We start from the raw sequence: 20,083 nt of genomic DNA, 5'->3' as shown, positions 1-20,083 counted from the left end.
TAATCAGGCCCCGCCGCGACGCCACCAGAAGGCGGCGGCGACCAGGACGATGATGGCCATGAACTGTAGAACGACCCGCAGGCGCATCAGCTTGTTGGAATAGGAGCGCCCGAAGTCGCCCCCTCGAAACAGGGCGTAAAGACCCGCCCCCAGGGCGATCAGGACGGCCGCGAGCGCCGCGGGAACCAGAATGTCGAAGAGATGAGACATGGCCCGCAGAATAGAGGCTGGAGCTCGGCCGTCCATAGAGCGTCGCGCCGCGAGAGCGGTTCGGCGGCCCCGCGCGGGCAAACGTTATCGACCGAATCAATTCGTCGAACCTGTTCGGTGAGCGCATTTGTCGCAGTGACGCTTTGGGAGCGCTCTCATATCTAGGCCTTATCGTCCCCATTCAGTGTTTTCGGTAAGTTTTCGCGGTTGCAATGACGTCCCTCTAGCGTTATGGCCCCCGCTCCCTATTTTCCAGTGCGCGTTCGTTGAACACGATCAACTCCCCCACCGCGGATCTGTTCGACGTTTTGACTCACCCCAGCGGGGGTAGGAGATAACCGCGATGGCTCAGAGCGCGTCGCTCTTGACCGCCGCTGGGCTCTCCGCGACCGATCGCGAAGAAGCCCTGGCCGAAGTCCGTCAATTGATCACCGACCTGCGCGACGCCGCGCAGGATGGCCGTCATTTGGCCCGCCGTTACGCTGACGTTCTCCAGAACGTCGTCGATGAGTACTGCAATGAGTTCGAGAAGCGCGCCGAGGCCGCTCTCGCCCGTCTGGAGGCCGCCGCATGAGCTTTGTGTCCGTCAATATCGAGTCCGCCACCGACTCGCCGGTGAAGCTCACCCGCCGCGCCCTGGCCAAGCAGCGCACCCGCGAGCGCGTGCTCGCCGCCGCCCGCCGCCTGTTCAGCGAGCGCGGCTATGAAGGCGCCACCATCCGGGACATCGCCCAGGCCGCCGGCATGTCGACCGGCGCGGTGTTCGCCAGCTTCGCCGACAAGTCGGAGCTGTTCGAGGAAATCCTGACCGCCGACTACGAGGTCATCCACGCCCAGATGACCCAGGCGTCGCGCAACGCCAAGACCGTCGATGAAGCCCTGCTGGGCCTGTTCGCCGTCGCCTACGCCTTCCATGTCGAGCAACTGCCGCTGCTGCGCGCCAGCATCGCGGTCTCCTGGACCCGTTCGGAGGCCGCCGAGCGTCGCGCCCGCGCCGACCTCAAGCACATCTTCCGCCTGATCGGCGAAGCCCTGCGCCGCGGCGTCGAGGAAGGTCAGCTGAAGAAAGATATCGACGCCAAGCTCTTGGCGGAAATCACTTGGGATGTGTATGTCGGTAACTATCGCCGAGCCATCTATGACGGCTGGTCGGTGGAAGCTCTGCTGACGCGGCTTTCGGAACAACTAAAGGTTATTTTCGCGGGCGCTCGCGCCTGACGACATCACTGGACGCTCCGTTCGGGGGAACGGAGCGTCTTCGTTAAAAACGACGCTAGCGTGTTCGAGGGGGACGGGCGTGGGCGTAAGGGACGATCAGAAGGCGGCGACGCGCGAGAAGGTTCTCGTGGCGGCGCGGGACCTGTTCAACGAGGTCGGTTACGAGGAGACCACCATCCGCGCCATCGCCGAGCGGGCGGGTGTCTCGGTCGGCAGCGTCTTCACCACCTTCGCCTCGAAGGCCGAGGTGCTCAGCCACGTGATGAGTCATCGCCTGGCCGAGCTCTATGCCGAGTTCGACCGGGTGATTCCATACCTGCGGGGCAGTGTGGCCGATCGGCTGAGCTCGATCTTCGCCATCCATTACGAATTCGAGACCCGGCGGGTGAAGCTGTTCCTGGCCCACGTCGCGGCCTCGTACAATCCCAACGGCGATCCGGGCGTGACGCCCTATGGCCGAAACCCGCGCCTGAACCAGATGCTGCTCGACGTGCTGGACGAGGGGGTGCGCAAGGGCGAGGTCCGGCCCGACCTGGATCTCCAGCTGCTGGTCGACACGCTGAAGGCCGCCTATGCCTGGAACTACCGCATGGCGGCCGCGTCCGGCGGGCAGGTCCCGGCCAGCGAGATGTCGGCGGTGATGGACCGGCAGATCGCCCTGATCGCCGACGGCTGGCGGCCGCGATAGCTATCGCCGCCCGCTCGCCGCCTCAGCTGATCCTGGTCAACCGCAGGTCCTGATAGTCGTAACTGAAATCGGCCAGGGGCGAGACCGCCTTGACCAGGGCCGACACCGCCTTGCCGTCCTTCAGCTCGAAGGTGAGGAAGGCGTCTTCCTGGGTGCGGTCGTCGAAGACGGTCTTGAAGATCTCGCCGTCGAACGGCTCCAGCTTGCCGCGCAGCAGCGGGGTCTTGTCGAACGAGACCGACAGGCCCTGCTTCTTGCCCTTCCCGGTGACGGCGACGGTGACGGTGCCGTACCAGGGGTCGCGATAGACGCCGGCGTAGGCGGCCAACGGCAGGCTGGGCTTGGCGCCGCTGCTGGGCGTGACGGCCTTGGCGGCGTCCTTGATCGTCTGGGCGTCGGCGTCGGCCTGCAGCCGCTTGGAATAGCCGATCCAGTCGAAGTCGCTCCGCCCCTGCAGCCGGTCGGGACCGCCGTAGCGCAGGGCGCGCAGCACCGCGCTCTCCTCGGCGTTGGTCATGACCATGATGCCCGACTTCCGGCCCGGCAGCAGGCCCGTATAAGAGATGAAGCCGGCCAGGCCGCCGGTATGCCACAGGATGCGCTCGCCGCGATGGTCCTGGACGAACCAGCCCAGGGCGTAGGCCTGGATCGTCGGGCGCGTGGGGGAGTCGGGCGACGGACCCTCGGACGAGGCGGTGATCGTCTGGGGCTTCCACAGCTCCTTGGACGAGGCCTCGCTCCACAGGCGCTTGCCGTCGGCCGAGAGGCCCAGGCCCAGCTGGACCTGCATCCACTTGGCGATGTCGCGCGGCGTGGAATTGACCCCGCCGGCCGGCCCGGCCGCGTCGAAGCTGTCGTCGAACGGCAGAACCGTCTGCGGACCCAGGCCCCGGACGGGCGGACCCAGGCGGGCATGGGGCTGGGCGCGGCGGGTCCTGTCGACCAGGGCGGGGCTGGAGACGGTGTCCTTCATGCCCAGCGGCTCGAAGATCCGGGCCTTGATGACCTCTTCCCAGGACTGGCCCGTCACCGTCTCGATCAGCACCCCGGCGGCGACGTAGAGGACGTTGTCATAGGCGTAGCCGCCCCGGAACTGGCCGCCGATCGGCAGGTACTTCAGGCCCGCGACGATCTCGGCGCGCGTGTGGGTGGGCGCGGGCCAGATCATCAGGTCGCCTGCCCCCAGGGTCAGGCCGCTGCGGTGGACCAGCAGGTCGCGGACGGTCATCAGCTTGGTGACCACCGGATCGCTCATCTGGAAGGCCGGCATGTACCGGGTGACCGGCGCGTCCCATTCCAGCTTGCCCTCCTCGACCAGCATGGCGATCAGGGCGGCGGTCATGGCCTTGGTGTTGGAGGCGATGCCGAAGGCGGTGGTCTCGTCGACCCGGTCCTGGGTTCCCAGCCGCTTGACGCCATAGCCCTTGGTCAGGGTGACCTGGCCGTTCTCGACCACGGCGATCCCGAGACCCGGCTCGTCGGGGAAGGCGGCCATGACCTCTTGCGCGTACTTGTCGACGGCGGCGCCGACCGCCCCGGTCTCCCGCGCCAGCGCCCTATCGCCGAACGCCGCCAGGCCCGTGGCGGCCAGTGTCGAGACGAGGGCGGCGCGGCGGGTCGTGGTCAGCATGGGCGGTCCTTCTGAGCTTGAGGAAAGAACCTATGCCGACGCACCGGCCGGCAACAAGCGTGCAACATGGTCGTTCAAAGCTCTGGCCCCTGGTTCAGTGTGAGACAGGTAGCCACGAAGGGAGTCTTGCGATGGAGCTCAAACATCTGGCGGCGCTGGCGGCGGCGCTAGCATCCGTCGGGGGAGGCTCGGCCATGGCGAGCGGCGTCGTGCGGCCCGTTGCTGCGAGCGGGCGAACCGAGTTGACAGAGTTTCTGCTCAATCAGCCGGTGTCGGTGGCCATCCTGACACACGAGGTCCCGATCAAGCCGAGCGAGCCACCGCGCATCCGGACCGACAGCTGTACATATAGCCGGGTCCCGTGCGCCGTGGTCGACGGGGTAGACTTGTCCGTGCGCGGGCGCGCGGTGGCCGTGCCTCGGTCGGTCTTCGCGGACCTGGCCGACCTCAACACCGCCCGCCTCGAACCCGCGGGACACGGTCGCTACCGACTGGTCTTGGCGGGCGGCGACGCCGCGGAAAGCTATAGAGCCGCCATCGTCTTCGACGACCGTCGCGTGCTCACGCGAGCGATAACCGCCACGGAGGCGGGAATGGTCGAGGAACGGACGGTCTATTCGGACGTCTCAAAGGCTTTCCGTTGAGCGCTAGTTACCGCCATCCAGCAACCGCCGGGCGATCACCTGGGCCTGGATCTCGCCCGCGCCCTCGAAGATGTTGAGGATCCGGGCGTCGGCCAGCAGGCGGCTGGCGGCGTATTCCATGGCGAAGCCGTTGCCGCCGTGGATCTGCAGGGCGTTGTCGGCGGCGGCCCAGGCGACGCGGGCGGCGATCAGCTTGGCCATGCCGGCCTCGAGGTCGCAGCGCTTGCCCTCGTCCTTCTGGCGGGCGGCGAAATAGGTCAGCTGGCGCACGCCCATGATCTCGGCCGCCATCATGGCCAGCTTGTTGGCGACGCGCGGGAACGCGAAGATCGCCTGGCCAAACTGCTTGCGGTCGAGGGCGTAGCCCAGACCCACCTCCAGCGCCGCCTGGGCCACGCCCACGGCGCGGGCGGCGGTCTGGATGCGGGCGCTCTCGAAGGTGGCCATCAGCTGCTTGAAGCCCTGGCCGGGCGCGCCGCCCAGCAGGTTCTCGGCCGGCACGGTAAAGCCGTCGAAGCCCAGCTCGTACTCCTTCATGCCGCGATAGCCGATCACCCCGATCTCGCCGCCGCTCATGCCCTCGGCGGGGAAGGGAGCCTCGTCGGTCCCGCGCGGCTTGGGAGCCAGCAGCATCGAAAGGCCGCGATAGTCGGTGGTGGCCGGGTCGGTGCGGACCAGCAGGGTCATCACGTCGGCGCGGGCGGCGTGGGTGATCCAGGTCTTGTTCCCGGTCACGACATAGTGGTCGCCCTTCAGCTCGGCGCGGGTGCGCAGGGCGCCGAGGTCGGAGCCCGTGTTCGGCTCGGTGAAGACGGCGGTCGGCAGGATCTCGGCGCTGGCGATCTTGGGCAGCCAGTATTGCTTCTGCTCCTCCGTGCCGCCGGTCAGGATCAGCTCGCCGGCGATTTCCGAGCGGGTGGCGAGGGACCCGACGCCGATCCAGGCCCGCGACAGCTCCTCGGAGACCACGCACATGGCGGTCTTGCCCATGCCGCTGCCGCCATATTCCTCGGGGATGGTCAGGCCGAACACGCCCAAGGCGCCCAGCTCCTCGACCAGTTCGATCGGGATCAGCTCGTCCTTCAGGTGCCATTCGTGGGCGAAGGGCGTGACCTTCTCCTCGGCGAAGGCGTGGAACTGGTCGCGGATCATTTCGAAGGTCTCGTCGAGGCCGGTGTGCTCCAGCGTCGGGCGGCCGCGCGCCTCGGCCAGGCGCTGGGCGACGCGGCTCTTCACGGCCTGGGTGCCGCCCTCGGCGATCAGGGTCGCGGCGGCGCTCGAGGACAGGCGAGCCAGGATCGCGGGGTCCTCGACCAGATGCGCCGGGCGGATGATCTCGCCCTGGTTCATCGGCACGCCGCCGACCAGTTGGGCGCAGTATTCCGAGAAGAGGAGCTGGGCCAGCAGGGCCTCGATCTCGCCAAAGCGCCCCTCGGCCTCCAGCCGCTCGGCCCAGCCGGCGACCTGGTTCAGGAGCTCGGCATAGGCCGCGTACCAGCCATAGCCGTGCACCCGGTGCTGGTGGACGTCGGCCAGCTTGCGGTCGACCTTGCCGCCTTCGGGCGCGATATGGGCGAGCACGGCGGGCTTGGCCTCGGCCACGAACAGCGCCGTCGCGTCGGCGGCTTCCCGCAGCAGGCCGGTCAGGCCCGGAAGGACGAGGTTTTCGGCGTCGTCGCGCGCGATCGTCGTGGTCATGGCTTGCTCCCCTTGGCCGAACAGGTGTTTTACGCCAAACAATTGTTTTCTTTCACCGTGGCCCATTTCGCATCTGCGAGCAATGCGGCGGTGCAACATCCTATGGGAAAACGGGGAGACAGATGCTGAAGGTCCACCATCTCAACGAGTCGCGCTCGCAGCGCATCCTGTGGCTGCTCGAGGAGCTGTCGCTGCCCTACGAGATCGTCTTCCACACCCGCGACGCCAAGACCCGCCTGGCCCCGCCGTCGCTGACCGACGTCCACCCGCTGGGCAAGTCGCCGGTGATCCAGGATGGCGATCTGACGGTGATCGAGTCCGGCGCGATCATCGACTACGTGATCCGCCGTCACGGCGGCGGCCGCCTGGCGCCCGATCCGGCCAGCGCGGATTATGACCGCTATCAGCAGTGGCTGCACTACGCCGAGGGCTCGGCCATGCTGCCGCTGATGCTCAACATGTATGTCGGCCGCCTGGGCGAGGCCGGCGCGCCGCTGCATCCGCGCATCCAGAGCGAGATCGCCAACCACCTGGCCTTCGTCGATCAGAGCCTGGCCGGCCGCCAGTTCTTCGTCGGCGACGGCCTGACCGGCGCCGACATCCAGATGAGCTTCGTGCCCGAGGTCGCCAAGGCCATGGGCAAGCTGGCCGACTACCCCCACATGGCCGCCTGGATCGAGCGGATGCACGCCCGTCCGGCCTGGAAGACGGCGCTGGACAAGAGCGGCCCCTACGCCCTGGGCGCCTAGGTTAAGGGCTGCTGGCGCTCGGAGGGGCGCCGACGACCCCGATCTCCGCGAGCCAGCGCTCCACCAGCGAGGGCCACATCGCCACCGGATGCGCCCTGTTCCGCATCGTGAAGGCGTGTCCGCCCTTCGCGAACAGATGCACTTCGGTCGGGACGTCGGCGGCGTCCAGCGCCCGCGCGTAGAGCGTGCTGTTGCAGATCGGGTCGACCGGATCGTCCCAGGCCTGCAGCAGGAAGGTCGGCGGCGTGTTCTTCGTCACGCGGATGGTCGGGTCCCAGGCGTCGCCCTTGCGGCAAAGGTGCCCCGGATAGAGGGCGATGGCGAAGTCGGGGCGGCTGCTGATCTTGTCGATGTCGTCCGCGGGGGCGTAGGCGGGGGCGAGGATGTTGCTGGTCTGCGCGACCAGATAGCCGCCGGCCGAGAAGCCGATCACGCCGATCTTGTTCGGCTGAACGCCCAGCTCCCGCGCCCGCGCCCTGACGAGCCGGATGGTTCTCTGGGCGTCCTGCAGCGCGCGGGGGATCTTGGGGGTGATCTGACACCGGCACGCCGGGTTCCAGTAGTCGTTGCTACCCGGCACGCGGTATTTCGACAGGATGCAGGTGATGCCCTGGGCCGTGATCCAGTTGCAGATCTCGGTCCCCTCGGAGGTGATCACCACCACCCGAAAGCCCCCGCCCGGGAAGACGATCATGGCCGCGCCGGTGTTGCGGCCCCGAGGCGGATAGACGGTCATGGTCGGTTCGGTGACGTCGTAGACGCCCTCCGACACCTTGCTGGACAGGGCGTCGGGCGTGGCGGAGACCGACACCCGTTCGGGCTTGCGGGGCTGGTCGGCCATGTCTGGCGCGCCGTGTGGCCAGATCGGAATCTGTTTCAGGCCCCCCGGCGCGCGCCAGGGCCCCGTCGTCTCGCCGACGGTCACGCCGTCCGCGACGGTCGGATAGGCCTCGGACGCCGGGGGTAGAGGCTTGGCGTCCGTGCCGGTCCGGAAAGCCAGGCCGGCGATTCCCAGCGCGACGAACGCTCCGGCGACGATGATCCAACGCGACCGCATGACGCTCCTCCCCATCCAGACGCCGGTGACTTGGAGTACGGCCGAACGGAAAGAGGCCCAAAGGATATTAAGTCTTGGGAGACCCGAGATATTTTCATGACGCGTGACGACGTGACGAGGATACGTCGCGGTCTCGACCTGGGCTTTTCCCGCCCCGATCCACTTTTTTCGAACATGAACGGAATCTGTCGGCGCGGTTGGCGGGGCGGTTCAGCTTGGCCCTGCCATGGTGCGTCTCACGGGGTTGCTGACCCCGCAGACATCACGAAGGGACGAGGAGTTCTCTCATGTTCGACCAAATGACCAAGACCACCAAGACCATCGCCCTGACCCTGGGCGCCGCCGCCACGGCCCTGAGCCTGGCCGCCGCCCCGCAAGCCAACGCCGGCGTGCTCGGCTGCAAGGCCTCGGGCTCCAAGCAGGAGGTCGGCGCGGTGCTGGGCGGCCTGCTGGGCGCCGTCGCCGGCAACCAGATCGCCGGCAAGGGCGATCGCGGCGCGGGCACGGCCATCGGCGCGGTGGTCGGCGCGGGCGCCGGTTCGGCCATCGGCTGCGGCATGCAGAGGGATGACGCGGCCAAGGCGGTTGGCGGCGTCTACAAGGAGGGCGGCGTCCGCTACGCCACCAACGTCCGCGCCGCCCCGCTGGTCGAGACCAAGGGCAAGTACGTCGCCCGCTCGACCCTGAACCTGCGCGCCGCCGCCTCGCCCCGTGGCGCCAAGGTCGGCGCGGTCGCCTCGGGCGAGACCTTCCAGGCCCTGGGCCGCACCGGCGACGGCAAGTGGATCCTGGTCGGCCAGGACGGCGTCGGCGTCGGCTACGTCTCCAGCGCCTACGTCTACCGCGCGTAAACGCGGTCTCTAGTTTCGGGGGCGCGGTCGCTCCGTCCCTCTAGATCGCGCTCACGAGAGAGAGCCCGTCCGGTCCCCGACCGGGCGGGCTTTTCGTATCAGCTGCGCCACTTCAGCGTGGTTTCCTTGACCGGATTGACGAACGGCCGGCCCTCGGCGCGGCTGGCGGTCCATTCGCGCTTCAGCTGCTGGTACCACTTGGCCTGGGTGTCGGCGTCGTCGATCCAGATCAGGGCCGGGTCGTATTTCAGGCCCTCGTTCTGTAGGTTCACCATGCGCCCGTCCTGGCGCAGGAACTCGCGGGCGAAGGGGGCGATCAGGGCGCGGAACATCATCACCGGATGGTCCGACCAGATCAGCTGGCTGATCCGCGTCGCGGTGGGGCTCAGCGGCGTCAGGCAGGTCAGGGCCAGCACCTGATGCTTGCCCACCTGGATGTGCTCCCAGCGATAGCCGGGCAGGCGGAAGGTGATCTCGATCTCCGGCGCGCCGCCCAGGATGTCGTACAGGCGGTTGGCCTTGCTGCGCCCATGCCGACGCATGACGAAGCCCTCGGGCGAGGGGGCGAAGACCTTGGTCTTTTCCGACTGGCGCTTGGACGACCGCGCCCACCAGGCCTCGTGCACATAGGGGGCGTGGGTCGGGTCCATTAGGCCGACGACGGCGTGGTCCATGTGGGTCTCGAAGACCATCGAGTCGACGATCTTGGGCCCGCCGCCGACCACGCCGGGGAAGGTCGGAGGCGGCGCCGGCGGCTCGCCATCGAAGCGCGGATCCTTGCTGATCCAGACGAAGACCATGCCCTGGCTCTCGGCCACGGGGTAGCGCCGCACGCGGATGCGCGAGACCTCCAGGCTCTGGTCGCTGGTCATCGAGGGGATGGCCGCGCAGACCCCGTCCGACCCGAACCGCCAGCCGTGATAGGGGCATTCGACGCTGGGCTTGCCGTCCGCCTCGCGGGTCAGCTTGCCGCCCGACAGCGGCGCGGCGCGGTGCGGGCAGACGTCGCGGATCGCGAACACCTGGCCGTCCTGGCCCCGGCTGATCAGAACCGGCTCGCCCAGGATCTCGTAGCGCTTAAGCTTGCCGGTCTTCACCGCGCGGGAGAGGGCCACATAGTACCAGGCGTCGAACAGGAACCCCTCGCCGAACCGGGCGGCGCGGGCGGCGGTGTCGTCGGCGGGCATGGGAGCGTGGTCCTTGGGTTGGCTGGACCCACGTCTAGTCCGGTCGGCGGTTCGGGCCAAGGGCCAGGCCAATCACCACCGTCTTTCCCGCCGCGCGGATGGCTATGATCGACGCACCAAAATTGTTCGCGGCGACGATTTAAATGTCTGGATTCTGCCACCGTGCTGAGAATGGCGCGCGACCCTTGGCGGACCTGAGGGCTTCTAGATTTCGCCGCGTGCTCGCTTCGGGAGATACACCAACCACACCTTGCCCCAGAAAACCGACAGCGAAAGCGCCATCGCGACAAGTGAGGTTCGTCCCAGAAGTTTGAACTCCAAGGCCCATCGATCGAAACTCGGCGCGGCGTAGGCCCACGACGTGATCCCAAACACAAGTAAGGAGGCAGCAAAAATAGCCGCCGGACGGCGGAGGGCAAATCTTAGAGCTGCTTTCAGTACGTTCATGGTGGAAGTGTAGCACATTCAATGGCCGCAAATAGGCCGCACCGAGCGTCCGTCTTCCACCCCGAGCAGCTCGTGCGGATGTGCGCTTCCGGCGTCCAGGCGCGGCGTTGCCCGTTCCATCCCGGTCTTCAGGCGCGGAACGATGATGGAAAGGGAATAGGGGCTTTCAAACCCCTACCGCGACCCCGCCGTCTCCACGAGCCGCTGGTAGAACCGCACCATGCGGCCGACATTCTCCAGGCTGATGTGCTCGTTGGTGCCGTGGATGATCTTGGTCTCGTCGACCTTCAGGAACAGCGGCTGGAAGCGGTAGACGTCGGTCGAGACCGGGGCCAGGTAGCGGCTGTCGGTGCCGGCGGTGACCAGGCCCGGCACGACCGGGGCCTTGCTCTCGTCGCCGGCCAGGGCGGCCAGGGTCTTCCAGGCGTCGGAGCTGGTCGAGGACACCGCCGAGGGCTCGTCCGGGGTCTTGGTCCACGACAGCTTGACCGGCAGCTTGCCGACCGCGCCCTGGGCCTGGGCCATCACCTTGGCCGAGCTGTCGCCCGGCGCGATGCGATAGTTGATCCAGGCGGTGGCGTCCTGGGGCAGCACGTTCTCCTTCGGTGAGCCCTTCAGCATGGTCGGGGCGATGGTGGTGTGCAGCATCGAGGCCCCGGCCGGGGTCTTGGCGGTGACCTTCACCAGCAGCGGCGAGAACAGCCAGGTGTTGGCGGCGAACACCTTGACCACCGGGCTGGCGTGCGGGGCGATGGCCTTCAGCATGTCGGCGCCGGGGCCCTGGAACTTCATCGGGAACGGATGGTCGTTGACCGCCGCGACCGCGCGCGACAGGGTGACGACGCCGCCGCCGTCGGCCGGCGGGGCCGACGAGTGGCCGCCCGCCGCCGGCGCTACGATCTTCATCGTCGCATAGCCCTTCTCGGCCGTGCCGATGATCGCGGTGGGCTTGCCGGTCACCGGATGGTCCTCGACCACCACCATGCCCTCGTCGAGGGTGAACTGGGCCTTGATCCCGCGCGACTTCAGCAGGGCCGCGGCGGCGCGGGCCCCGACGCCGCGCACCTCCTCGTCCTGGCCGCTGACCACGATGATCGTCCGGGTCGGCTTGAAGCCGCTGGCGGCGACCGCGTCCAGCGCCTCGAACAGCGTGACCAGCGAGCCCTTGTCGTCGATCGAGCCCCGGCCCCAGACCGCGCCGTCGGCGATGACGCCGTCGAACGGCGGATGGGTCCACTGGCTTTCCGTGCCCGGCGTCACCGGCACCACGTCCTGGTGGGCCATCAGGATGATCGGCGCCAGCGCCGGGTTCGAGCCCGGCCAGGTGTAGATCAAGGACTGCTCGGCGACGATCTCGCGGGTCATCGCCTTGTGGGCGTTGGGATAGGTGGTTTGCAGCCAGGCGTGCAGCTTGTCCCACTCGGCCGGCTGGTCCTCGGCGCGGTCCTGGTGGCTGACGGTCTGGAAGCGCACGGCCTGCGCCAAATGCTCGGCGGCCTTGTTGACGTCGATCGGTCGGGCCGAGGCCAGCTTGACCGCCCCGACATCGACCTGGGCCGGCGCCTTGAACGTCACCGTCCGCACCGTCACCGCGGCCGTCGCGGCCACCACCAGACCCACGGCGGTCAGCGCGACCTTGCCCCCGACACCCATCGAAACCTCCCGGACTTTCGCCTGTTTGGAGGACTGTGCGTCGAATTTCGATACGCGGCAATCTCGTTATTGAGCGCGAAAGTTATCCACAGGGTGGTTTCCTTCTCCCCTTGCGGGAGAAGGTGGCCCGAAGGGTCGGATGAGGGGTTGAAGGACCTGTCGGAGAGACCCGCGCGACCCCTCGCCCGACCTGCTTCGCAGGCCACCCTCTCCCGCAAGGGGAGAGGGGAAATGGCGCGCAATCCCCGTGCTCTCTGGCGCCGACCTTAGCAAAATCAGCGCCTTGAAGAAAAACGCAGGTTTCTTGTCCCCGCCCTCCGACTTGGCCCCATGCTGATGCGCATGACCCAATCCGCCGTCCAAGACTGGTCCGCCCGCACCCAGGCCAAGCTGATGGCCAAGATCGACGCGCTGTGGGCCGCGATCGAGGCCAGCGACGATCCCGCCGTGATCCGCAAGGCCCGCGACAAGGTGCGCCTCTGCGGCGAACTGGCGGCGGTCGCGCGCAAGGTCGCGGCGATGACCGGCCTGAAGAAGGCGGCGCCGGCGGGCGGAAGCTTCGCGGCGCTCGTCGAGGCGGCGTCGGAGCCGGAGCCCCGGGGGCTGGACCGGCGCAAGAGCGGGCGGGGGCGGCTTTAGGGCGATGGCCAGGCTCGGGAGCGCCACACCTTAACCAAACCCTGCCGGCGTTAATCATTTTCGGAAATGATTAACCGCGAAGCTTGGGCGTTCCTTAGGACCTTCCTGCGAGAACAGTCCCATCAGTTTTGTTCACCAGAAGGGTGTTGGGGCTAATGAAATTCTCGATCGCGATCGCCGCGGGTCTCGCCGGCAGCTTCTTCGTCGCTCAGGCCGCTTCGGCCGCCGGCGGTTTCGAAGACCAGATGGGCCGCTGCCTCCAGCAGTTCGCCAATACGCATGACGCCGCGCAGGTGATGCTGGAATGCAACGCCGCCGACGGCAAGCTGTCGGGCTGCAAGGTCGTCGACAACAGCGCCGCCGGCAAGGGCTTCGACAAGGCCGCCATGTGCATCGCCGAGAAGCTGCCCATGGGCGCCAAGAGCGGCGCGGTGAAGGTTCCCTTCCGCTTCCCGGGCGGCGCGTAAGCTTAAGCGCTTAGCGCCTACCAAGCACCCCCGTCGGCCTCGCCGGCGGGGGTTCTTCGTTTTGGGAGCGGTGCGCGTGGGTGGGGCGTCTACAGCGTGGCCAGCCAGGTCACGAAGTGCTTGGTGAGCGCCACCCAGCCCGGTTGAAGGTAAAGCGCGGTGGCCAGCACCTGCCAGCCGACCGCCCAGGCCGTGGCGATCGCCACCACCGGACGGACGCGGCCCCGCGTGACGAGGTCGTGGATCGGGACCGCCAGCAGGGCGGGGATGCTCAGGCTGTTGCCGACGGCCAGGGAGCCGACGAAGCCCGCGCCGAGGGTCCGCATCACCCAGTCGCCGAACAGGGCCAGGGTCCATCGGCCAAAGCCGGCGTCGGCCACGGCGATCGTGGCCAGCAGCATCAGGCGCTTGTGGGCGGCGGGGTCGCTTCGGAAGCGGTAGCCGGCCAGAATCAGGCCGGCGAAGCTGAGGATGTCGCTCAGCGGAACGGCCAGAAACGGCGGGTCGCTCTTGGGCGTGCCCAGGGCGTGCGCCTGCATGTAGAAAGCCGTGAGCGGCCCCAGCGCCGTCATCACGGCCGCCACGCCCATGCCGATCATGCCCAGCCGGCGATGCAGCGCGACCTGGCCTCGCCGGACCAGCGCCACCTGGGCGGTGAACAGTACGAGCCAGCCGGTGAAGACCGCCGCGTGGACGTGGACGATCAGGGGGTAGGAGAGCTGTCCGGCCTTGGACAGTCGCCACATCTCGCCGCCAAAGCCGGCGATCACGCCCAGCCAGACCAGGGCGGTCATGGCCGGGAAGAACCAGGCGTCGGCGGCATGGCGCGGCGCGAAGGGCGCGGGCGCGCGGCCCAGCGCGCGGCTCTGGATGGTCATGTCGGATCGCCCCCCGGCGGATACAGGGCCGCGCTCGAAGCCCGGTCGCGGCCCTATAAAAGTCCAGCGCGCGGCGTTCGAAAAGCCGAATTCGACAGCGCCGGGCGGGCTGTCAGAGCCCCCCGCTCAGCTCCTGCACTTCCTCGAACGTCCTCAGCCCAGGACGCTGGGCGCAGACCAGCACGCCCATGTTGCCGGGCAGGTGCTGGTTGGCCAGCATCTTCTCGTGGGCGGCGGGGATGTCCTTCCAGGGGAACACTTCCGACAGACACGGGTCGACGCGGCGGTCGATGACCAGCTGGTTGGCGGCGCTGGCCTGCATCAGGTTGGCGAAGTGGCTGCCTTGGACGCGCTTCTGGCGCATCCACAGGAAGCGGGCGTCCATGGTCAGGTTGAAGCCCGAGGTGCCGGCGCAGATGGCGACCATGCCGCCGCGCTTGACCAGGAACACCGAGACCGGGAACGTCGCCTCGCCGGGGTGTTCGAACACCAGGTCGACGTCACGATTGCCGGTGATCTGCCAGATGGCCTTACCGAACTTGCGCGTCTCCTTCATGTAGTCGCCGAACTCGGGCCCGTTGACCTTGGGCAGCTGGCCCCAGCAGTTGAAGTCGTTGCGGTTCAGGACGTCCTTGGCGCCCATCGACAGCACGAACTCGCGCTTGTCCTCGCTGGACACCACGCCGATGGCGTTGGCGCCGGCCACGGCGGCCAGCTGCACGGCGAAGACGCCCAGGCCCCCCGACGCGCCCCAGACCAGCACGTTCTGGCCGGGCTTCAGCTCATGCGGCTTGTGGCCGAACAGCATCCGGTAGGCGGTGGCGAGCGTCAGGGTGTAGCAGGCCGACTCCTCCCAGGTCAGGTGCTTGGGGCGCGGCAGCAATTGTCGGGATTGCACCCGGCAGAACTGGGCGAAGCTGCCGTCCGGCGTCTCATAGCCCCAGATGCGCTGGCTGGACGAGAACATCGGGTCGCCGCCGTTGCATTCCTCGTCGTCGCCGTCGTCCTGATTGCAGTGGATGACGACCTCGTCGCCCGGCTTCCACCGCTTCACCTTCGAGCCCACCTTCCAGACGATGCCCGAGGCGTCGGAGCCGGCGATGTGGTAGGGCTGCTTGTGGCCGTCCAGCGGGCTGATCGGCTCGCCCAGCGCGGCCCAGACGCCGTTGTAGTTGACGCCGGCGGCCATCACCAGGACGAGCACCTCGTCCTCGCCGATCTCCCAGACCGGCACGACCTCGACCTGCATGGCGGTCGAGGGCTTGCCGTGCCGGTCCTTGCGGATGCTCCAGGCGTACATCGTCTTGGGCACGTGGAAGGGCGGCGGGATCTCGCCGATCTCGTAGAGGTCCTTCAGGACAGGCGCGTCTTCGGTCGCCATTGGCGTCGCGGTCGTCATCTCACTCCCCGTTCCCTGGCGGCTCGTCCCGCGCTGCAACAACGCGTGAGCGCCAAACTCGGCTCGACATGCCCATTTGTTCTGGGTCTCGGACGCGAGGCTGTGACAAGTGTCCAAGCCTGGCAAGCGGAATCTTTGTGCGACGCAACATGACGCGGGGCGAGGCGCGGACGGCGGGGAAGGTTGCGGGGCCGGGCGGGGCGGGCCACGTTGCGCGCCATGATCCATCTCTCCCATCCCGAGCCCGCGATCGCCGTCGTCGAACTGGACGTCGCGCCGGCCAATGTGCTGGCCCTGGCCGAGCGCGCGCGCCTGCTGGACGCCTTCGCGGCGGTCGAGGCCGATCCCGCCGTCCGGGCCGTCGTGCTGACCGGACGCCACGGCGCCTTCTGCACCGGCGACGACCTGGCGGAGTCGCTGACCCGCGACGTTCCGGCCCAGACGGCGGCGATCCTGCACTTCCTGGCGATGTGCGACCGCGTCGCCTCGACCCGCGTCCCGGTGATCGCGGCGGTGGACGGCTGGTGCATCGGCGGCGGGCTGGAGCTGGCCCTGGCCTGCGACATCCGCCTGGCCAGCGACCGCGCCAGCTTCGCCTGCTCGGCGGTGCGGATGGGACTGACGGCCTCGGCCGAACGGCTGACGCGGCTGATCGGCGAGAGCCGCGCCAAGGTTCATCTGCTGACCGGCGCCCCCTTCGACGCGGCGCGGGCCCTGGCCGACGGGATCGTCGCCGAGGTCCATCCGGCGGCGGGGCTGCTGGACGCGGCCCTGGCCATGGCCCGCGTCATCGCCTCGCGCGGCCCCCTGGCGACGGCGGCGACCAAGCGGGTGGCGTCGGGCGTGTCGACGACGCAGGCCGAGATCCCCGCCCTGGCGGCCTCGGCCGATCACGCCGAGGCGCGGGCCGCGTTCATGGGGAAGCGCGGGGCGGTGTTTACGGGGCGGTGAGCGCGTCGTCATCCGGGCTCAGCCCGGCGCGGAGGGCGTCCAGCACGCGCCGCGCGGCCGCCAGATCCTCCGGCGCGATGTGCCGGGCCAGGGCCTGAACGCGGGGGCGATAGAGGGCCAGAGCGGCCTCGAAAACCGTCCGACCCTTGTCGCTGAGAACGACCAGCTGAGCGCGCTTGTGGTGCGGATTGAGCTTGAACGCGACGATGCCGTCCTTTTCGAGCTCGTTGACGATGCGCTGCACGTTCTGGCGGTTGGCGCCGAGATCGCGCGCCAGCCACGAGACGGGGCGGGGTTGATCCGCATAGGCGACCGCGCCCAGCACCTGCCAGCGCGCGCTGGTCAGGCCCAGCGGCGCGACCAGGCGATCCCCCCAGGTCAGGATCAGATTGTTCACCCGGAACAGAGTCAGGATGAAGGCGGTCAGGTCCTCGTCGCTGGGCGGGGGCTTAGTCATCAGATCGCTCAAGCTATATTGACACCATGGTGTCAAATGGTAATCACTATTTCAACGCTCGCGCGGTCGAGGCGGGGCGTTGAAGGGCGACTCGTCATGAAGAAGATCATTCACCCCATCGCGGGCATGATGGCCATGGTCATCATCGCCACGTTCTGGCTCTCCAGCGTATCGGTCGAGGTGTTCGGCGCCCCCGCCGATATCGCTCTGGTCAAGACGGGCGTGGCTTGGGGGATTCTGCTGCTTACGCCGACCATGGTTCTGACGGGCCGCTCTGGCGCGGCCCTGGCGGGCGAGCGGCGGGTGGGTCTGATCGCCGTGAAGCGAAAGCGCATGGCCCTGATCGCCGCCAACGGACTTCTGGTTCTGATCCCGTCGGCCCTGTTCCTGGCGTTCCGGGCCAGGGCGGGCGTTCTGGATGCCGGCTTCTACGCCGTCCAGGCGGTGGAATTGGTCGCCGGTCCGGTCAATCTGTTCCTGCTGGCGCTGAATCTGCGAGACGGGCTGCGCATGAGCGGGCGCCTAAGGACGCGAGGTGCGTGACTCCGAGGCGGGCGCCGCCATCGCGACGCGGGCCGCGGGAGGCGACGCGAGGGCCTCCGTGGTCCAAGCTCTTCGCCGCTCAAATTCGCATCCGCGAACGCCATATTGCGTCGCAGCAAATCCCGGCTCATGATCGGCGGTAAGCAAAAGCAATAAGCCGCCCGGGAGCCCGCCATGACCTCGACGCCGTACCAGCACGCGCCCGATCCGCCGTGGATCTTCCGCACCTATGCCGGGCACTCGACGGCCGAGAAGTCGAACGCGCTCTATCGCGCCAACCTGGCCAAGGGCCAGACGGGCCTGTCGGTGGCCTTCGACCTGCCCACCCAGACCGGCTACGACCCCGACCACATCCTGGCGCGCGGCGAGGTCGGCAAGGTCGGGGTGCCGGTCTCGCATCTGGGCGACATGCGCGCCCTCTTCAGCGACATCCCGCTGGAGAAGATGAACACCTCGATGACCATCAACGCCCCGGCCGCCTGGCTCTTGGCGATGTACGTCGCCCTGGCCGACGAGCAGGGCGCCGACCGCAAGAAACTCCAGGGCACGACGCAGAATGATCTGATCAAGGAGTATCTGTCGCGCGGCACCTACATCTTCCCGCCGGGTCCGTCGTTGCGGCTGATCGGCGACATGATCGCCTGGTGCTATCGCGAGGTTCCCAAGTGGAACCCGATGAACGTCTGCAGCTATCACCTGCAGGAGGCGGGGGCGACGCCGGAGCAGGAGCTGGCCTTCGCCCTGGCCACGGCGATCAGCGTGCTCGACACCGTCAAGGCCGGCGGCCAGGTCCCCGACCAGGACTTCGAGATCGTCGCCTCGCGAATCAGCTTCTTCGTCAACGCCGGCGTGCGGTTCGTCACCGAGCTGTGCAAGATGCGCAGCTTCACCAAGCTCTGGGACCAGATCCTCCTGGAGCGCTACGGCGTCCAGGACGCCAAGGCCCGGCGCTTCCGCTACGGCGTGCAGGTCAACAGCCTGGGCCTGACCGAGCAGCAGCCCGAGAACAATGTCTACCGCATTCTGATCGAGGCCCTGGCCGTCACGCTCAGTAAGGACGCCCGCTGCCGGGCCTTGCAGCTGCCGGCCTGGAACGAGGCCCTGGGCCTGCCGCGCCCGTGGGACCAGCAGTGGTCGCTGCGGCTGCAGCAGGTGCTGGCCTACGAGACCGACCTCTTGGAATACGAGGACCTGTTCGCCGGCTCCCACGTGGTCGAGGCCAAGGTCGCCGAGCTGTCGAAGGGGGCGCTGGAGCAGCTCTCGCTGATCGACGAAATGGGCGGGGCGGCCAGCGCCATCGACTACATGAAGGGCGAACTGGTCGCCTCCAACGCCAAGCGGGTGCGGGCCGTCGAGACCGGCGATCTCGCCGTGGTCGGCGTCAACCGCTGGACCGAGACCGAGGTGTCGCCTCTGTCGGCTGGAGAGGGGGCGATCGAGACGGTCGATCCTCGGTTGGAAGCCGACGTCGTCGCCCGCATCAAGGCCTGGCGCGAGGCCCGCGACCCGGTCGCCGTCGAGGCGGCTCTAGCCGCCCTGAAAGCCGCCGCCGCCTCTGGCGCAAATATCATGGAATCCTCGATTTCCGCCGCCAAGGCCGGCGTCACCACGGGCGAGTGGGCCGGCGCCCTGCGCGAGGTGTTCGGCGAATATCGCGGCCCCACCGGCGTCGCGGTCGTGGTCTCGACCGGCGAGGCCGAGGACGTCGAGGCGGTCAAGGCCGAGGTCGAGCGGGTCTCGGCGCTGCTGGGCCGCACCCTGACCTATCTGGTCGGCAAGCCGGGCCTCGACGGCCACTCCAACGGCGCCGAGCAGATCGCCACTCGCGCCCGCGCCTGCGGCATGGAGGTCGTCTATGACGGCATCCGCTCGACGCCCGAGGAGATCGTCCGCCGCGCCAAGGAGAGCCGCGCCCATGTGGTCGGCCTGTCGATCCTGTCGGGCTCGCACCTGGATCTCGTGCAGGAGGTCATCCGGGTGATGCGCGCGCAGGGCCTGGGCCACATCCCCGTCGTCGCCGGCGGCATCATCCCCGAGGCCGACGCCCTCGTCTTGAAACAGATGGGCGTGGCGCGGATCTACACGCCCAAGGACTTCAGGATCACGGAGATCATGGGGGATGTGGTGAAGCTGGTCGAGGCGACGGCGGTGGCGGAGGCGTGAGCCGCTTGAGAAGGCGGACCCCGGCCCCCACCTAAAGCGTCGCTGGAATGACGGGGCGGTGGGAATGCTGACGTTTGTATTGGCCTGTGTGCTGGCCCTGACGGTCTTTCCGACGTCGCCGATCGGTCGCCTTCTGCGTCGATACCTCGTGGAGGCGCCGGCGCGGCGGCTCAACGCGATCAAGCCCGCTCACATGGTCATGCTGCTCGGCCTGGCCCTCGTTGGCCTGATCCTGTTCCGGTTGTTCGACGCCGAAGGCGTGCGGGTTTTCGGCATGATGGCGCCGGAGATCGGGGTCTGGTTCGGTACGTTCGAGCTTTCGCTGGTCACGGACGCGCTCGCGGTCGGCCTGGCCATCGCCGCGACAACGCGCCTCCGCGACACGTTCCTTATGGTTGGGCGAGCGATCGGGCGCGCGGCGTCCTGGCTGACGCGGCGGATCGCGCCGCGCGGGCGCGCGTCGGCTCCGCGTCCTCCGAAGACGGAGGAGGCAAGCGGCGATCCGGAGCCATGGGGTTGGGCGCCGGCCCGGGCCTGACGGCGGAGCTGATGTC

Annotated in this window: 21 protein-coding genes; 12 read left to right on the top strand and 9 right to left on the bottom strand. The window is 68.3% G+C overall.

The genetic code is table 11. The features are described from left to right. Positions 1 to 3: 3 nt before the first annotated feature. Positions 4 to 210, bottom strand: a complete 207-nt coding sequence (locus OR37_RS04100; RefSeq protein ID WP_004616150.1) for a twin transmembrane helix small protein — start codon at positions 208 to 210, stop codon at positions 4 to 6. Between the two features lie 343 nt (positions 211 to 553). On the opposite strand from OR37_RS04100, the gene OR37_RS04095 reads away from it, so the two are divergent. The 3 genes from OR37_RS04095 to OR37_RS04085 all read left to right on the top strand — a co-directional run bounded on the left by OR37_RS04095 (position 554) and on the right by OR37_RS04085 (position 2,116). Then, positions 554 to 784, top strand: a complete 231-nt coding sequence (locus OR37_RS04095; protein WP_004616148.1) for a hypothetical protein — start codon at positions 554 to 556, stop codon at positions 782 to 784. After that, positions 781 to 1,428 (top strand): TetR/AcrR family transcriptional regulator, encoded by a 648-nt coding sequence (locus tag OR37_RS04090; protein ID WP_004616145.1) that lies wholly within the window; start codon positions 781 to 783, stop codon positions 1,426 to 1,428. Before OR37_RS04095 ends, OR37_RS04090 begins: the two co-directional genes overlap by 4 nt. Before the next feature lie 79 nt (positions 1,429 to 1,507). After that, complete coding sequence (locus tag OR37_RS04085) at positions 1,508 to 2,116, top strand: TetR/AcrR family transcriptional regulator (RefSeq protein ID WP_004616144.1); 609 nt, start codon at positions 1,508 to 1,510, stop codon at positions 2,114 to 2,116. 22 nt (positions 2,117 to 2,138) lie between these two features. Here OR37_RS04085 and OR37_RS04080 read toward each other — a convergent pair whose 3' ends face one another. Beyond that, positions 2,139 to 3,746, bottom strand: a complete 1,608-nt coding sequence (locus OR37_RS04080; protein ID WP_004616142.1) for a serine hydrolase — start codon at positions 3,744 to 3,746, stop codon at positions 2,139 to 2,141. 131 nt (positions 3,747 to 3,877) lie between these two features. Between OR37_RS04080 and OR37_RS04075 the strand changes: the two genes are divergently transcribed. Beyond that, positions 3,878 to 4,390, top strand: a complete 513-nt coding sequence (locus OR37_RS04075; RefSeq protein WP_004616140.1) for a hypothetical protein — start codon at positions 3,878 to 3,880, stop codon at positions 4,388 to 4,390. Positions 4,391 to 4,393: 3 nt separating this feature from the next. Here the strand turns inward: OR37_RS04075 and OR37_RS04070 are convergent, their stop codons facing one another. Then, entirely contained in the window at positions 4,394 to 6,088 is a 1,695-nt protein-coding gene (locus OR37_RS04070) for an acyl-CoA dehydrogenase family protein (protein ID WP_004616138.1), read from the bottom strand. 122 nt (positions 6,089 to 6,210) lie between these two features. Between OR37_RS04070 and OR37_RS04065 the strand changes: the two genes are divergently transcribed. Continuing rightward, positions 6,211 to 6,837, top strand: coding sequence for a glutathione S-transferase family protein (locus OR37_RS04065; protein ID WP_004616136.1), 627 nt, complete (start codon positions 6,211 to 6,213; stop codon positions 6,835 to 6,837). A 1-nt stretch (position 6,838) separates the two neighbouring features. Here OR37_RS04065 and OR37_RS04060 read toward each other — a convergent pair whose 3' ends face one another. Beyond that, on the bottom strand, positions 6,839 to 7,894 hold the full coding sequence (locus tag OR37_RS04060) for an alpha/beta hydrolase (protein ID WP_004616133.1): 1,056 nt from the start codon (positions 7,892 to 7,894) through the stop codon (positions 6,839 to 6,841). A 287-nt stretch (positions 7,895 to 8,181) separates the two neighbouring features. On the opposite strand from OR37_RS04060, the gene OR37_RS04055 reads away from it, so the two are divergent. Beyond that, positions 8,182 to 8,745 carry an SH3 domain-containing protein gene (locus OR37_RS04055; RefSeq protein WP_004616130.1) on the top strand — a complete coding sequence of 188 codons (564 nt, stop codon included), beginning with the start codon at positions 8,182 to 8,184 and terminating at the stop codon, positions 8,743 to 8,745. Positions 8,746 to 8,843: 98 nt separating this feature from the next. On the opposite strand, the gene OR37_RS04050 is transcribed toward OR37_RS04055, so the two are convergent. Together OR37_RS04050 and OR37_RS04045 are read right to left on the bottom strand one after the other, a co-directional pair. Beyond that, the gene (locus OR37_RS04050; protein ID WP_004616128.1) at positions 8,844 to 9,932 is read right to left on the bottom strand and encodes an aromatic ring-hydroxylating oxygenase subunit alpha; all 1,089 of its coding nucleotides are present in this window, start codon (positions 9,930 to 9,932) and stop codon (positions 8,844 to 8,846) included. 621 nt (positions 9,933 to 10,553) lie between these two features. Next, a complete protein-coding gene (locus OR37_RS04045) occupies positions 10,554 to 12,032 on the bottom strand; it encodes a M20 family peptidase (protein ID WP_004616126.1) in 1,479 nt (492 codons plus the stop codon). Between the two features lie 342 nt (positions 12,033 to 12,374). On the opposite strand from OR37_RS04045, the gene OR37_RS04040 reads away from it, so the two are divergent. Next, on the top strand, positions 12,375 to 12,671 hold the full coding sequence (locus OR37_RS04040; protein WP_035016964.1) for a hypothetical protein: 297 nt from the start codon (positions 12,375 to 12,377) through the stop codon (positions 12,669 to 12,671). 155 nt (positions 12,672 to 12,826) lie between these two features. Continuing rightward, complete coding sequence (locus OR37_RS04035; protein ID WP_004616124.1) at positions 12,827 to 13,138, top strand: hypothetical protein; 312 nt, start codon at positions 12,827 to 12,829, stop codon at positions 13,136 to 13,138. Between the two features lie 89 nt (positions 13,139 to 13,227). Here OR37_RS04035 and OR37_RS20615 read toward each other — a convergent pair whose 3' ends face one another. Both OR37_RS20615 and ccrA read right to left on the bottom strand, forming a co-directional pair. After that, positions 13,228 to 14,016: a hypothetical protein gene (locus tag OR37_RS20615; RefSeq protein WP_004616121.1), complete on the bottom strand. Its 789-nt coding sequence runs from the start codon at positions 14,014 to 14,016 to the stop codon at positions 13,228 to 13,230. 112 nt (positions 14,017 to 14,128) lie between these two features. Further along, positions 14,129 to 15,397, bottom strand: coding sequence for a crotonyl-CoA carboxylase/reductase (gene ccrA, locus OR37_RS04025; protein ID WP_035016939.1), 1,269 nt, complete (start codon positions 15,395 to 15,397; stop codon positions 14,129 to 14,131). A gap of 237 nt (positions 15,398 to 15,634) precedes the next feature. Here ccrA and OR37_RS04020 point away from each other — a divergent pair, with 237 nt between their 5' ends. Then, on the top strand, positions 15,635 to 16,366 hold the full coding sequence (locus tag OR37_RS04020) for an enoyl-CoA hydratase/isomerase family protein (protein WP_004616117.1): 732 nt from the start codon (positions 15,635 to 15,637) through the stop codon (positions 16,364 to 16,366). Here the strand turns inward: OR37_RS04020 and OR37_RS04015 are convergent. Next, positions 16,353 to 16,823, bottom strand: coding sequence for a MarR family winged helix-turn-helix transcriptional regulator (locus OR37_RS04015; RefSeq protein ID WP_004616115.1), 471 nt, complete (start codon positions 16,821 to 16,823; stop codon positions 16,353 to 16,355). The genes OR37_RS04020 and OR37_RS04015 overlap by 14 nt on opposite strands. A gap of 96 nt (positions 16,824 to 16,919) precedes the next feature. Here OR37_RS04015 and OR37_RS04010 point away from each other — a divergent pair, with 96 nt between their 5' ends. The 3 genes from OR37_RS04010 (at position 16,920) to OR37_RS04000 (ending at position 20,067) form a co-directional block, all read left to right on the top strand. After that, positions 16,920 to 17,366 carry a hypothetical protein gene (locus OR37_RS04010; protein WP_004616113.1) on the top strand — a complete coding sequence of 149 codons (447 nt, stop codon included), beginning with the start codon at positions 16,920 to 16,922 and terminating at the stop codon, positions 17,364 to 17,366. A gap of 174 nt (positions 17,367 to 17,540) precedes the next feature. Beyond that, positions 17,541 to 19,529 (top strand): protein meaA, encoded by a 1,989-nt coding sequence (locus OR37_RS04005; RefSeq protein WP_004616110.1) that lies wholly within the window; start codon positions 17,541 to 17,543, stop codon positions 19,527 to 19,529. Between the two features lie 88 nt (positions 19,530 to 19,617). Continuing rightward, positions 19,618 to 20,067, top strand: a complete 450-nt coding sequence (locus OR37_RS04000; protein WP_035016938.1) for a hypothetical protein — start codon at positions 19,618 to 19,620, stop codon at positions 20,065 to 20,067. Positions 20,068 to 20,083 lie beyond the last annotated feature (16 nt).

The organism is Caulobacter vibrioides OR37, from assembly GCF_000372645.1.
GTDB lineage: Bacteria > Pseudomonadota > Alphaproteobacteria > Caulobacterales > Caulobacteraceae > Caulobacter > Caulobacter vibrioides_E.
Note: the sequence above shows the minus strand (reverse complement) of the source record. Positions and strands in the feature narration are given on the sequence as shown.